This window comes from Flavobacterium sp. ENC (assembly GCF_020991415.1).
Lineage (GTDB): Bacteria > Bacteroidota > Bacteroidia > Flavobacteriales > Flavobacteriaceae > Flavobacterium.
In genome coordinates, this window is record NZ_JAJMOY010000003.1 from 488,470 (window position 1) to 503,285 (window position 14,816).

A 14,816-nucleotide genomic window follows, 5' to 3' on the forward strand; every position below is an offset into this window, starting at 1 on the left:
TCCTTTAATCTGTGGCCAAAAAAATCACAACTTTAATCACAAAGCTTTGCGGCCCTTGTCACTCAAACTTTAGCATAAAACCTTTGCGGACTTTGCGGTTGAATTAAGCACAAAGCTTTGCGATCCTTCCCACTCAAACTTCAGCATAAAAAACCTTGCGAACTTTGCGGTTAAATTTTTTAAGCATAAATAATAATCAACAAAAAAATGGCTTTAATAAAATCAATTTCAGGAATAAGAGGCACAATCGGCGGAGTTGTAAATGAAAACTTAACTCCCGTAAATGCCGTGAAATTCGCTGCTGCCTATGGCATGTGGCTAAAAGGACAAAATCAAAAAAAAGAATTAAGTATCGTTTTAGGACGGGACGCCCGAATTTCGGGAGAAATGATCAGCAATCTGGTCGCCAATACGCTGACAGGTTTAGGAATTAATGTTACAGATATTGGCTTGTCGACCACACCAACCGTTGAGGTTGCCGTAACCTTAGATCAGGCAGATGGCGGAATCATCATCACCGCAAGTCACAATCCAAAAGAATGGAATGCCCTAAAATTACTGAACGAAAAAGGCGAATTTCTGAATGCTGCTGAAGGCGAAAAAATCCTGAAAATAGCGGAAGAGGAAACTTTTGTATTTGCAGAAGTAGACGATCTCGGGAAATACGAAAAGGAAGAAGGTTACATAAAACGACACATTGAAGAAGTCTTAAAATTAGCCTTAGTAGATGTTGAAGCGATTAAAAATGCAAATTTCAAAGTAGTAGTAGACGCGGTAAATTCAACAGGTGGAATTGCGATTCCGGCCTTGCTGGAGCAACTGGGTGTGGCCTGTGTCAAATTGTATTGCGAACCCAACGGTCATTTTCCGCATAATCCTGAACCTCTGAAAGAACATCTTACCGATATTTCGGAATTGGTGGTAAAAGAAAAAGCCGATTTTGGAATTGTGGTAGATCCTGATGTAGACCGGTTGGCGATTATTTGCGAAGACGGGTCTATGTTTGGCGAGGAATATACGCTGGTGGCCTGCGCTGATTACGTTTTAGGAAGAACCAAAGGCAATACGGTTTCCAATTTATCTTCTTCAAGGGCGTTACGGGACATCACTTTAAAACATGGCGGAAAGTATCAGGCCAGTGCCGTGGGAGAAGTCAATGTCGTGGAAGTAATGAAAGCTTCTGATGCTATTATCGGAGGAGAAGGAAACGGAGGAATTATTTATCCCGCATCCCATTATGGCAGAGATTCGCTGGTGGGTGTTGCTTTGTTTTTATCACATTTGGCACAGGTCAAAATTTCGTGTAAAACACTTCGCGAAAGTTACCCGGATTATTACATGAGCAAAAGCAAAATTGAACTGACCCCGCAAATTAATGTCGATGAAATCCTGGAAAAAATAGCGCAAAAATTCAGTACCGAAAAGCCGAACTGCATCGACGGAATCAAAATTGATTTCGAGACGGAATGGGTGCATCTGAGAAAATCAAATACGGAACCTATTATCCGAATTTACACCGAGAGCATTTCACAAAAAAAAGCAGATGAATTAGCCCAAAAATTCATTGTTGAAATCAAAGAGTTACTCTAAATTATTATTGCTGAAAATCCCTTTTTTAAAATTAGGATTATCATTTCAAAATACAATTAAATACCTGATTTAGATATAGAAAAGTTAATTTTTATTGCGTTTTTTAATTAAATGAATTTCAAATTAAAAGACATATTTTTTAAAGTAAAATTAATTTTTTCTGGTAATTATTTAAATTCTTTCATGGTGAAATTTAAAAATAAGTAGGAATTTAATAATACTTTTTCTAAAAAATGTGTTCGAAAACACTTTTTTTATGTGCACGAACACATTTTCTTGGTTTTACCATTGTTTATTAAAAAATATTATTTAGTTTAGCCAATAATAAGTTAAAAAAGAACTTTTTTTTCCGCCTTTTCTGAAGTTAAAATTGACTTTAAACAGTAAAAAAAAGAGCATTAAATTTTAAAAATACAGTATCTCGGAAGGAGTCGAGAAATGATAATTAAGAAGAAAGAAAACGCACCATAAAGAATAGATTAAAAAAAAATAACCAAACGAAAACAAGACAAAAAACAAAAACCGGAAAAATTATGAAACCAAAAGAAACATAACCTGAACCTTCGCTTTGTGTCTGCTAAAATTCCTAACCAAATTTTTTTTACCCACGCAAAGTATTCTTTTCACATTAACCATTAAACTAACCAGAATAATATGAAAAAAAGTAACAAGTTACTGTACGGTAACTATCAGGAATTAAAATTTAATTTAAAAGCAATAATTACAGTTTTAGTTCTGATAGTCACTGTTGTTAAAGTAAATGCTGCATCGTCCACGGATAGCAGCAAAAAATCAGAAATTACAAATAAAAAATCAGAAGCCGATATTACCATTAAAGGAGTTGTTCTGGATGAGTTGGGACAGCCAATGATTGGAGTAACGATTGTCCCGAAAGGATCACCAAGAGGCACAACAACTGATTTTGACGGAACATTTACAATCATCGTTCCTTCCAATACCGAAGCTTTAGTATTTTCTTATGTAGGCTATGAGAACAAAGAAGTTTTGATCGCCAACCAGACGAATATCAAAGTTTCTATGGCACCTTCATCAAAAACCTTAAATGAGGTCGTTATAGTAGGGTACGGAACCCAGAAAAAGAAAAATGTACTGGGAGCAATGTCTTCCGTAAAAGGAGAATCACTGATTTTATCTTCGGCACCTTCTGTTTTAACGGCGCTCCAGGGAAAAGTAGCCGGTTTGCAGATCACGCAGAACAGTGCACAGCCAGGAGGTGGATTTAATATTCAGATTCGTGGTGCAGGTTCTATTAATGCCAGTAATGATCCTTTGGTTGTTATTGACGGATTTCCGGTAACAAATTTACAGCAGCCCGGAACAGGAAACCGTTACGATGGGGGTACGCAGAGTATTCTAAATTCATTCAACCCAAATGATATTGAATCGATTGAGGTTTTAAAAGATGCCAGTGCTTCTGCCATATACGGTGCAAGAGCCGCAAATGGGGTCATTATGATTACGACTAAAAAAGGAAAAGAAGGCGATGTAAGAGTGGATTATTCCGGTTCTTATTCGTACCAGAAATACAACGATAGCTATGACGTTTTAAACTTACAGGAATGGATGCAGCTGCGAAACGATGCTTCCAAAGAAAACTGGGAGTTTATCAACAGGGTATATCCTTATTCATCCAAAACTCTGGAGGAGGCAAATGCGGCTCCTGTAAACGGAATTCCGTACAAAAGAGTCTATTCTGACGAGCAGATCAGAAATGCGGGAGCGGGTACAGACTGGTTGTCACTGGTTACAAGAGACGGAATGGTGAAACAGCATAATTTATCATTACGAGGCGGAACCAAATCTACAAAATACTTTTTATCGGGAAATTTATTCGACCAGGAAGGAATTGTTAAAAACTCCGGATTAAAAAGAAGCACGGTTCATTTTAGTATCGATCAGAAACTGACGGACTATATTAATTTTGGTATGAACATGACCAAAAGCCGCATTAAAAACCAAAATTCTCAACTAGGAGGGGATCAGTTCGAAAATTCCGGAATTATCAGGTCAGCGATTCAGCAGGGACCAAACATTGTGGCGATTGATGAGCTTGGCAATTATCCAATTAATCCGGATAATGCCTTAGAGCCAAACCCTTATTCCTTGTTAACCATTTCTGATGAAGGTGTTATTGACAGAACCATGACCAATTTTTATGCGGAGATAAAACCTTTGAAAGGTCTTACAGCAAGATTTCAGGCAGGTTTTGATCAGGGAAACACCAGCAGAAGTACCTATTTACCAAGAACGACCTTATATGGTGCATTGGAAAACGGTAAAGCGTCTATCAATTCACAAAAGAAAGATGATGATTTACTGGATATTATTTTAACCTACAACACAAATATCGGAGACAACAACTCCTTTACTTTTATGGCGGGTTATTCTCAATCTACCTTTAGAAATGAAAGAAGCTCATTAGGAAACAGTAATTTTATTACCGATGCTTTTTTATGGAACAATATGAATGCAGGAGCGGGAACAAAACTAACGACATCGTCTAAAAACGAAGATAGTTATCGCTCGTATTTCTCTAGAATCAACTATTCGTATAAAGACAAATATCTGTTGACCTCTACGATACGTCGTGATGGAGTAAGTTTTTTTGCTGCCAATAAAAAATACGCTCTGTTTCCTTCTATTTCAGTAGGATGGGATGTTTCTCAGGAGTCTTTTATGACTGGAATCTCAGATTATGTATCACAACTTAAATTTAGATTTGGCTACGGGTCGGTTGGAAATTCTGCCGGACTTTCTAAAGGTGCTTTTTATGCACAGCCAGCTTATCTGAACGCTGATGAATCTATCTGGACCGGAGTGTTTGCAAGCCGTTTGGAAAATCCTGATTTGAAATGGGAAACCACAACAGAAAAGAATTTTGGGGTTGATTTCGAATTATTAAACAGAAGAATTTCAGGTTCGGTAGAGGTATACGACAGGGTAATCTCAGATTTACTGATGGAAAAACCAATCAATAGCTACCATGAAATAAATACGGTTTGGGCTAACATTGGAAGTACACAAACCAAAGGGGTTGAGGTTACCATAAGTACCGTAAATGTCCGTACCCCTGATTTTAAATGGAATACGACTTTTACCTACTCACAATTTAAAACGAACTGGAAAGAAAGAGCCCCGGACTGGAAACCATCGGTTTACATGAGTTATAACGATCCGTTACGTGCACAATACAGTCAGTTATCTGACGGAATCATGCAGATTGGCGAAGTAGTGCCGGCACAGCCTGATTTATTTCCGGGACAAATCAAAATCAAAGATATTAATGGTTTTGTAAGAGACGGAGCAGGAAATCCGGTAACAGATGCCAATGGTGTATTTTTAAGAACCGGTGAAGCGGATGGAAGAATTGACGAAGCCGATACGGTTTTACTGGGCTCGGCAGATCCTGATTTTTCAGCAGGTTTAAGTAACACGATTACCTGGAGAGACTTTCAGCTGAATTTTGTTTTCAATGGAATGTTCGGAAGAAAAATAGTAGACCAGACCGATTTTGCCTACGGTGTAACCGCAGTAGGAGTAGCACAAAACGGAAGAAATGCGCTTCGCAGCGTATACGACAGATGGACACCTGATAATCCGACCAATACACGCCCAGCGTCACATTTTGGATACACACAATACGGTTCAGGAGATTTCTTCCTGCAGGACGCCTCATTTGTTCGTCTGCAAAGCGTATCATTAAGTTATAATCTTCCAAAAAGATGGTTTGGAAAATACATGCAGGGGGCAGCTGTCAGAGTAGACGGGCAAAACCTTTTCATCATTACCAAATATGATGGTATAGATCCTGAAACAGATGGTTATGCAGCAGCATATCCAAATGTAAAAACATACACAGTAGGAATTGATCTTAAGTTTTAATAAAAAAGAGATGAAAAATTTAAAAAATTATACAATAGTTTTACTATTACTGGTTTTCTCAGGATGTAGCGAAGATATAGAGTCTGTTAATTACGATGAGATTAACCCGAGCATTTTCCCCAGTTCAGAAGCAGATATTCAGGCTATAGTAGCGTCAGCGTACTATCCGCTGAGAGGATCTTACGGAAACGGAATTCATTCGACTTCAGAAAACGGACTCATGTTTATTCTGGATGCCACAACCGAAATCCTTCAGGGACCTTACGGTGTACAGCAGGAAGCTTCTTTGCACAGTTACAAAGCCAGTTCTACCGCTTTTACGCGATTTTATGATGTGTTCTATAACAAGATCAGCAGCATGACTTTGAGCATTGACAGAATCGAGAACTCAAAAGTAAACGAGTTGATTAAAAAACAGGCCATTGCCGAAATCAGATGTGCCAGAGGATTATTGGCCTATGAACTTTTTGATTTGTACGGACCGCTTGTGGTAGCACCGCTTGAAGTACTTAAAAACCCATTGAAAGAAGAGCCTTTGGCAAGATTGTCCAATGCAGAAATGGTAAGTTTTATTGAAAATGATTTAAAAGCGGCCGCTGAAAATTTAAAATCCCCTGCCGAAACACCCTACGGAAGATTAAGCAGCGGAATGGCAAGAATGGTGCTGGTACGTTTGTACTTACACGAAAAAAGATGGGCTGAGGTAGAAGCACAAACCAATGCGATTATCGGCATGAATTACTACGGACTGGAAGACGATTATGTGGGGCTTTGGGATGTGAAAGCACCGGTAGAAAGCAGGGAAGTAATCTGGGCAGTTCCGGCAGATTATGCAGGAACCAGCGAAAACCAATGGCAGTTGATGTGTTTGCCGGCTAATTTCCCAGGAAGAGGAGGTTACGGTACCATCCAGAGTTCCTGGAAATTTTACGATTCTTTTGAAGCAACAGATATTCGAAAAAATGCACTTATTGCCGAATATACAGGTACAGATGGTGTTACATACAACAGGGCAAATCCTGCCAATTATATGCAGTTGGGACCAATTCCGTTAAAAATTGATCCGGATGCAGCGAGAACAACCGCTTTGACGACAGTAGACATTATCGTATACCGTTATCCTGATGTGCTGTTATCTAAAGCAGAAGCACTGGTAAATAAAACAGGAACGCCTACACAGGAAGCCATAGATTTGGTCAATGTAGTACGAAAAAGAGCCAAGATCAGCGAATTGCAATTGGTAAATTATGCCACGCTGGAAAAATTTAACGATATGATTCTTTTGGAAAGATCACATGAATACTGGTGTGAAAACGGACAATACCGTTCCGATTTGATCCGACACGGGAAATTTACAGAGCATGCCAAAGCCTTAAACGGAGCAGCAAGCCAAAGTGAACCTTACAAAGCATTGTTCCCTTTTTCATTAGCCAGAATAAGTGAAGGTAAAGGTAAATTTATCCAGAACACCGGATATATAAACTAAGACGGTCATTATACTTTGTGAATAAAACAATATAATCAGATAATTTAATTCTATAAAAATGAAACATTTACTAATCGTAATTGCTCTTTTCTTAAATATTGCCTCGGGCTGTCAGAGTGATGGAGGCGGCAATACGGAAGAACAAGCCGTAAGCGGAACTGAAAAGGTTACTTATACAGTTTCTAATGAAGTGTTTACAAATCCGGAGCGCGGGTTCATGCACACGTGGCAGGTAAACGCAGAAGGAGCAGCCATAACAGCGGCATCTTTAAACAATCTTAAAAAAGAAAATGTAAGCCTCATTCTGCGTTTGTATTATCTGGAGAAATTTAAAACCACTCCTTTAAGCCAGGCACAATTAGATCTTATTAAAACCGATTTTACCCGTTTGAGGGAATCGGGTTTAAAATGTGTGCTGCGTTTTGCCTACACCGATGCGCAGGATGGTACAGATGCTTCTGTTGCCGTTATTTCAGGACATTTGGATCAGTTAAAACCAATTCTGGAAGAGAATAAAGATGTGATTGCTTTTGTTCAGGCTGGTTTTGTCGGAGCCTGGGGAGAATGGTATTACACCACGAACCAGCTGACTACGCCGGCGAATAAAAAGATAATCCTCGATAAACTTTTGGAGACTTTTCCAAAAGAAGTAAAAATACAGGTGAGGACTCCAAAAATCAAACAGGACTTCGTGGCCACTACAACCGCTATGGATGCTACAGTGGGTTACGGAACCACCAATACGGCCCGTTTAGGTTTTCATAACGATTGCTTTATGGCAAGTGTAGACGATTATGGTACATATATTAATGTAACGGCAGAGAAAACCTATATAAGTAATGAAGCCCTTTTTGTCCCAACAGGAGGTGAAACCTGCCCGCCAACAGACGTTCCGGTGGCGAGCTGCAGTATTGCTGAAAAAGAAATGACCATGCTAAAATGGACGTACTTAAATCTTGATTATTACGGTCCCGTTTTACAGGAATGGAGAAACAACAACTGCTTTACCGATTTCGAAAGAAAGCTCGGTTACAGACTTGCCCTGGCATCGTCCAGCATCAAGAAAGAAGCAGCCTTAAACGGAACTTTAGAGTTTAATGCACTGATTAATAATTCAGGTTTTGCGCCAATTTACAATTCAAAAAATGCATTCTTAATCCTGAGAGCCACTTCCGGCGGTACGGTCTATAAGAAAAAATTAAACTTTGATGTTCGAAAAGTCGTGCCAAGAGTGACTTTCGACCTGAAAGAATCGGTATCCTTATCCGGAATTCCGGCGGGAACTTACGAACTGCTTTTAAAGATCGAGGACAACTCTTCAAAACTGGCAGACAGACCGGATTATTCGGTTCGCCTGGCGAATACAGGAGTATGGGAAGCTTCAACAGGTTTCAATAAATTATCACAAACGGTTATCATTAAATAGTTATTAAAACATTTAAATTAAAAAACCATGAAAAAATTAAAACTAACCCAATACATCACAATGCTCGCTGCATTTTTACTACTGGCAGCCTGCTCCAGTGATAATGCATCGTCCGATTCGGCATCAAAACCGGTGGCAGATTTTTCATTTACCAATGACGGAAGCACTTTTACCTTCACCAACCTTTCTACAAACGGTACCAAATACAGATGGGATTTTGGAGATCTTTATTACACATCAGGAGAAAAAGATCCCGTGTATACCTATAAAATTGGCGGTGAAATCAGGGTTTCGCTGACTGTTACAAACGAAGCCGGAGAAGAATCATTTATTACAAAAGTTATCACTGCACCAAGAATTATAATCATCGACATTAAAATTGACGGGAAATTTAAAGACTGGGATGATGTGGCCGTAACAGACCAGAATACCTCCGGAAACGGTTCTATCCAGAAAATTAAAATCTGGGCAGGTGGTCCAAATGTGAATGTATATTTAGAAGGAAACAAAAAAATGCTGATGGAATTGGTTGATATGTTTATCAATACCGACGGCAATACGCAAACAGGATTTTTACATGGTTCATGGCCGGGAGGTTCCGGAGCAGAATTTTTATTTGAAGGTCCGCTGGTAACCAACGGCTGGGGTGCATTCTACAATCACACCGATCCAAACGGAGGATGGGGCTGGAGTGCCATTGCAGGTTCCGGTGCCAATTTAACGGCATCTTCTGTAGTAAGCCTTTCCGATACTACAAATGCAATTGAATTTAGTATTCCAAAATCACAATTAGGAACTTTAGGCAGTTCAATAGGTATTGCCATTACCGAAATGACTTCAGGATGGGCAGCAGTTGCCAACTTTCCGGAAGGACCTAAATTTTCAACATTAGAACTTTAGTTTGTCATCGATAGCCGGTCAAATGTGCCATTAGAAGAAGGGTTTTTTGAAGATTTAATTTTTGAATCTAATGGCATATGCTATCGAGTAAAAATAATTTTAAAAGTAATCCCTGATGTTTTGCTATCGGGGATTGCTTTATAAAAAGCCAGTTATACAGCAATTAAGATATAGCATGAATACAACCATACCCCATAACCGACTGATGTCTGTAGATGTACTGCGTGGATTTGATCTTTTGATGATCATCGTGGCAGACCGTTTTTTTTACAACCTAAATACAGCGGCCAAAACTAATTTCACAAAGAACCTGGCAGACCAGTTTGAACATCCGGAATGGATCGGCTTTCATTTATACGATGTTATTATGCCGCTGTTTCTGTTTGTGGTCGGTGTTGTGATTCCGTTTTCTTTGGGAAAAAGAAGCACGGAATCCGGATCGGACAGCAAATTGTACCGCCATATTTTAAGGCGATTTGTGATTCTGTTCATTTTAGGGTGGATTGTTCAGGGCAATTTATTGTTTCTGGATCTTTCCAAATTTCAAATATTCAGCAATACGCTTCAGGCCATTGCGGTAGGATATTTATTTTCGTGTATCGCATACCTGAATTTATCCAAAAAAGGAAGGTATATTTTCTTTATCAGCTGTCTGGTTTTATATGCAGTATTATTAGCAATACCCAGCTTTTTCGGGCACGCTTTTGAATTACTGCCCAATAAAAATCTTCCTATTTATATTGATCAGCAGGTTTTCGGTCGTTTTTACGATCAGACCCAATATTCATGGTTATTAACCGGCTTAGGATTTACGGCCACCACCATGTCCGGATTGTTTGCAGGCGAATTGCTGCTGTCTTCGTTGTCAAGACAAAAAATAGCCGGGTATCTTTTTATGATCGGTATCGCGGGAATCGCGCTGTCGTTAATCATAGGGATATGGCATCCCATTATTAAAAAAATATGGACGAGTTCCTTTGTTATATTTTCCTCCGGAATAAGTTTTGTTTTGCTGGCTTTATTCTACTGGCTTGTTGATGTAAAAGGCTATACAAAATGGGCCTATCCGTTTCGGGTTATTGGCCTTAATGCCATCGCCGCTTATGTGGGTTCTCATGTTTTAAATTTTTCCCTGATTGCCAAACAGGTTTTTTACGGCTTCGAACAATTCACAGGAGCTTATTACGATGCATTTTGTGATTTGGCAGGTTTTGGAATCCTTTATTTCATACTTTGGTACATGCATAAAAACAAGACCTACGTAAAAGTATAAGCAAACAAATAATAACGAGTAACTCACCTCAATATAGTATCAAAAAACAAAAAAAATGAAAAGTTCAAGTTTAAAAATTTTATTGATAGCCTTTTTAGTATTGAAAATTGGCAATGTATCTGCGCAACTCATAAAAACAAAAGCACCCAAAAGAGACAAAGGCCAGGCCGATGTATTGCGTTTGGCTACGCCGGCAATTCCTGTTGTTCACGTAGCTATTGTTGGTTTAGGAATGCGTGGCACAGGAGCCGTTGAGCGTATTACCCATATTCCGGGAGTAGAAATTGTGGCACTTTGCGATATGGTCGAAGCAAGAGCAAATGCAGCCAACGACACTTTGGTAAAACACGGAAAGCCAAAAGCAGAAGTGTTTTTCGGAGAAGATTCATGGAGAAAAGTAACCGCACTTAAAAATGTGGATCTGGTCTATATTGTAACCGACTGGAAACATCATGCAGGCATTGCCGTTCAGGCCATGAAAGACGGTAAACATGTGGCGGTAGAAGTACCGGGCGCTTTAACCATGAAAGAAATATGGGACATCATCGATACTTCAGAAAAAACACGTAAGCATTGTATGATGCTTGAAAATTGTGTCTATGATTTCTTTGAACTGACCACCTTAAATATGGCACAGCAAGGTTTGTTCGGAGAGATTCTTCATGCGGAAGGTTCGTACATTCACGGTTTACAGCCATACTGGAATGAATACTGGAACAACTGGCGTATGGATTACAACCGCAAACACAGAGGTGATGTTTACCCGACACACGGAATGGGACCAGCCTGTCTGGCGCTAAACATTCACAGAGGAGATAAAATGAATTTTCTGGTTTCGATGGATACCAAAGCAGTCGGAAATCCGGCATTCATCAAAGAAAAAACAGGGGAAGTGGTAACCGATTTCAGAAACGGGGATCACACCATGACCATGATTCGTACCGAAAAAGGAAAAACAATCCAGATTCAGCATGATGTGACCAGTCCGAGACCGTACAGCAGAATGTATCAGTTATCAGGAACTAAAGGATTTGCCAATAAATATCCGGTTGAAGGCTATGCCATCGATGCAAAGGAAGCAGGAGGAGAAATCTCTAAAAATTACCAAAACCTGAATGCAGAAGAATTTGTATCGGAAGATGTCAAAAAGATATTAATGGAAAAATACAAAAACCCGATCGTAAAAGATATCGAAGAAATGGCCAAAAAAGTAGGAGGCCACGGCGGAATGGATTTTATAATGGATTACCGTATGTTTCACTGTCTGCAGCAGGGACTTCCGTTAGATATGGATGTGTACGATCTGGCCGAATGGTCTTGTCTGAGCACGTTGACCGAAATCTCGCTGGACCATAATTCAGCTCCGGTTGAAATTCCGGACTTCACTCGTGGAGGCTGGGAAAAATTGAATACGGTTGAGTTTTCAAAATAAGAAAACGTAGTAATTGAATAATTTGGTTTTTATTTTGTAGTTAGATTTAAAGCTTCTGTTGGTAACAGAAGCTTTTTGTATGATATTATAGTGTATTTTTGATATTTCATTTTAGAGCTGAGGTTCAGCATTTATAGTTGGAATGATATGCAGCGGTACATATCATTGTGATTTTTTGGAGTTGCCTGAATTTAATTTTAATCCTTTTAATTCGTATGAAATGCTAAAGAAAATCGTTCTGTTATCTGGTTTGTTTTTATTGTTTGGTTATCAGTATGAACCGGACACCAACTTTGTAATTGATATGAAACAGGTCACTAACGATACCTTAAATCTCAATTTTTCGTATGTAAGCACCGAACTGATTTCATTAGACAGAACGCCTATTTTTAAAGAAAAAGTAATAAAAAATTATATTGGGGTTCCCGCGCATGATTCCATACAATATTATGGTAATTTTCAGGAAACACTCCAATTTTTCTACGATTTATATAAAGTTAAGCAATATGATAAAAAGGAATTTCTGGAATTAGTAAACAAAATACATATCGATACTTTGAGATTCTCGAAAAAACCGCTAAAACAGGGCGTAATTTCCATTGTCGGGTTTTATAAAGATAAACAATTTATTATTGGGGATTTCAACAGAAATCAGGATTTTAGTGATGATATTAAATATGAATTTGACATCAATTTCAGAAATAAATCGATTGCAGAGAACTTAGAAAGTATCAATAAATTACCTAAAAGTGACTACTATTATGAAACCTATTCTAAAGGCACTATTCACACTTATAAAAGAAAAACTACTTTATTCCCATGTGCGAATATCTATGACCGAAAAATAATAGTTACAGATAAAGAAGCAAAATACCTTTCCAGTTTTAGGTTTAAGGATTATTGGCAGGGCGAACAAATTTTAAACCAGACCGTTTACGATTTTTCTTATCAGGCACTTGATAATACATTTGGCGCGATCTACATTAAGCCAAAAAACGTTTCCTTCAGAAAAGATGAGATTTTTAACGCGCAATTCATGCACTTCACAGAAGATACTATTGCGCTTGGTGACGGCTATTACAAAATAGACAGCATCAACAGAAAGATATCTAAATTATATCTTAGAAAAATAAAAAGCAAAGAAGAAAAATACGGTCAATGGGTCGGGAAATATTTTGAAAACAGGATCATTGAAGATTTGGATAACGGAAATTTTAGTACCGATGTCGTCATTAAAGAAAAGAAGTATACCCTAATTGATTTTTGGGGCACCTGGTGTGGACCCTGTCTGGATATGACTCCGCGATTAGTGGCCCTGCACAATAAGTATCCTGAAAAATTGAGTATCATTAGTATCGCCAACGATCAGGATAAAAATGTGGTGAAACAATATGCAAAGAAAAGTAAAATGAACTGGACACATGGCTTTGTGGATGGCAGAAAGAACAACAGAATTTATACTGACCTTGCCGTGCAGACATATCCAACATTTATTTTAGTGGATTCCGGTGGAAAAATTTTACTACGTGGAGGAGCGGAAGAGTTTAATAAAATAGAAAATCTGATCAAATAACTACTGCTGGGCACTTGTAAAAAATTCACATTGGATAGAATTGGATATTTAGAACTAATTCAGGGATACACTACTATTCTTAGCCCTTTTTTGTGATAGAAGGCCGTTTTATCTTTAGAATTCCGCTTTAGCCAAATCCGGGGAACAGGCCAAAAACCGGCTGGCTTTTGTCCTTTGGGTAGCTTGCGGACCTTGTTCTGCCATAATTCCCGATACTTCAACACCCGGAACTTCATTTATAGATTTCTATGGAGAACCATAACTCCCTTCATGCTGACGAATGCCGCCATCGCATTTTCTTCCCAATTTACCGCAAATTATTTTAATAAAAGCACTAAACATATATTAGAGATTATACGTCTAGTGTTTCCGGACCACAAATATTTTATAAATTTAGATAGTCTCACATCCCATACCCTTAACCTGGTTTAAGATTTTTTCTTAAACCAGGTTAAGGGTATTTCTTAAACATGCTTATATGTAGTTACATCAGATTTGGTGCAATTTTGTATTGCAAATTCGCTGTCCAGAATCAGCATCAAAAAATCAAACTTAAAATAAAATAACATGCCACACGTAAATGTAAAAATGTATCCCGGAACTTCTGAGGAGCAAAAAGCAAAAATAGCAAAGGAAATTACGAACGTAATTATGAAACATACAGGTAAACCTGATGCAGCAGTTTCAATCGCCATAGAAGAAGTTGCTGAAGAGGCCTGGATGAAAGAAGTATATGATAAGGAAATAAAGCCTAATATGGAAAAGCTTTATAAAAAACCGGGATATTAATCCGTAAATGGAATGCTGAGCTAATTAAAAAATACAGTCATGAATTACATAAAAGAAAAAGAAGAAATTGTAACAGTACTGGTCAATTTTGCCGGAGTACTAAATGCCGGAGATACAAAAACGATTCCGGATTTTTTTGATCGCGATGCTGTTTTTATCCCGGAGGGGATGAAAAAAATTATTGCCGCTAACCAACTGGGGAAAACCGGCAATGGCTATCTGAAACGTTCTGATTTTAAAATCAGTTACGCCATAAAAGAAATCACGATTGAAAATCAATTTGCTTTTGTAGAAGCTTTTGCCACTACAACAGAAAAACGCATTTCAGATTTAAAAACCATACAAAAAAGAAGTATTGATTTTTTTGTTTTGAAAAATGAAGCAGGAAACTGGAAGATTTACCGATACCTGTTCAATAACGTACAAGAGCTTGAATTAAGCTAA

At 38.3% G+C, this 14,816-nt stretch carries 10 protein-coding genes; all 10 read left to right on the top strand.

All coding sequences use genetic code 11. The annotated features are described in order from the left end of the window. Positions 1-207: 207 nt before the first annotated feature. The 10 genes from glmM (at position 208) to LPB89_RS10950 (ending at position 14,816) form a co-directional block, all read left to right on the top strand. Entirely contained in the window at positions 208-1,590 is a 1,383-nt protein-coding gene (glmM, locus tag LPB89_RS10905; RefSeq protein ID WP_230701778.1) for a phosphoglucosamine mutase, read from the top strand. A gap of 654 nt (positions 1,591-2,244) precedes the next feature. Next, positions 2,245-5,493 carry a TonB-dependent receptor gene (locus LPB89_RS10910; protein WP_230701779.1) on the top strand — a complete coding sequence of 1,083 codons (3,249 nt, stop codon included), beginning with the start codon at positions 2,245-2,247 and terminating at the stop codon, positions 5,491-5,493. Between the two features lie 10 nt (positions 5,494-5,503). Further along, a complete protein-coding gene (locus LPB89_RS10915; RefSeq protein ID WP_230701780.1) occupies positions 5,504-6,979 on the top strand; it encodes a RagB/SusD family nutrient uptake outer membrane protein in 1,476 nt (491 codons plus the stop codon). Between the two features lie 58 nt (positions 6,980-7,037). Beyond that, positions 7,038-8,405: a DUF4832 domain-containing protein gene (locus tag LPB89_RS10920; protein ID WP_230701781.1), complete on the top strand. Its 1,368-nt coding sequence runs from the start codon at positions 7,038-7,040 to the stop codon at positions 8,403-8,405. Positions 8,406-8,432: 27 nt separating this feature from the next. After that, positions 8,433-9,305, top strand: a complete 873-nt coding sequence (locus LPB89_RS10925) for a PKD domain-containing protein (protein ID WP_230701782.1) — start codon at positions 8,433-8,435, stop codon at positions 9,303-9,305. 175 nt (positions 9,306-9,480) lie between these two features. Then, complete coding sequence (locus tag LPB89_RS10930; protein WP_230701783.1) at positions 9,481-10,578, top strand: acyltransferase family protein; 1,098 nt, start codon at positions 9,481-9,483, stop codon at positions 10,576-10,578. 55 nt (positions 10,579-10,633) lie between these two features. Beyond that, positions 10,634-12,010, top strand: coding sequence for a Gfo/Idh/MocA family protein (locus LPB89_RS10935; RefSeq protein WP_230701784.1), 1,377 nt, complete (start codon positions 10,634-10,636; stop codon positions 12,008-12,010). A 220-nt stretch (positions 12,011-12,230) separates the two neighbouring features. Then, the gene (locus LPB89_RS10940) at positions 12,231-13,583 is read left to right on the top strand and encodes a TlpA disulfide reductase family protein (RefSeq protein WP_230701786.1); all 1,353 of its coding nucleotides are present in this window, start codon (positions 12,231-12,233) and stop codon (positions 13,581-13,583) included. 567 nt (positions 13,584-14,150) lie between these two features. Continuing rightward, on the top strand, positions 14,151-14,372 hold the full coding sequence (gene pptA / locus LPB89_RS10945; RefSeq protein WP_230701788.1) for a tautomerase PptA: 222 nt from the start codon (positions 14,151-14,153) through the stop codon (positions 14,370-14,372). 39 nt (positions 14,373-14,411) lie between these two features. Beyond that, the gene (locus LPB89_RS10950) at positions 14,412-14,816 is read left to right on the top strand and encodes a hypothetical protein (protein WP_230701789.1); all 405 of its coding nucleotides are present in this window, start codon (positions 14,412-14,414) and stop codon (positions 14,814-14,816) included.

Bases quoted from the DNA above. Each gene is read 5' to 3' on its own strand.
- glmM (WP_230701778.1), top strand. From the start codon at position 208: ATGGCTTTAATAAAATCAATTTCAGGAATAAGAGGCACAATCGGCGGA.
- LPB89_RS10910 (WP_230701779.1), top strand. From the start codon at position 2,245: ATGAAAAAAAGTAACAAGTTACTGTACGGTAACTATCAGGAATTAAAA.
- LPB89_RS10915 (WP_230701780.1), top strand. From the start codon at position 5,504: ATGAAAAATTTAAAAAATTATACAATAGTTTTACTATTACTGGTTTTC.
- LPB89_RS10920 (WP_230701781.1), top strand. From the start codon at position 7,038: ATGAAACATTTACTAATCGTAATTGCTCTTTTCTTAAATATTGCCTCG.
- LPB89_RS10925 (WP_230701782.1), top strand. From the start codon at position 8,433: ATGAAAAAATTAAAACTAACCCAATACATCACAATGCTCGCTGCATTT.
- LPB89_RS10930 (WP_230701783.1), top strand. From the start codon at position 9,481: ATGAATACAACCATACCCCATAACCGACTGATGTCTGTAGATGTACTG.
- LPB89_RS10935 (WP_230701784.1), top strand. From the start codon at position 10,634: ATGAAAAGTTCAAGTTTAAAAATTTTATTGATAGCCTTTTTAGTATTG.
- LPB89_RS10940 (WP_230701786.1), top strand. From the start codon at position 12,231: ATGCTAAAGAAAATCGTTCTGTTATCTGGTTTGTTTTTATTGTTTGGT.
- pptA (WP_230701788.1), top strand. From the start codon at position 14,151: ATGCCACACGTAAATGTAAAAATGTATCCCGGAACTTCTGAGGAGCAA.
- LPB89_RS10950 (WP_230701789.1), top strand. From the start codon at position 14,412: ATGAATTACATAAAAGAAAAAGAAGAAATTGTAACAGTACTGGTCAAT.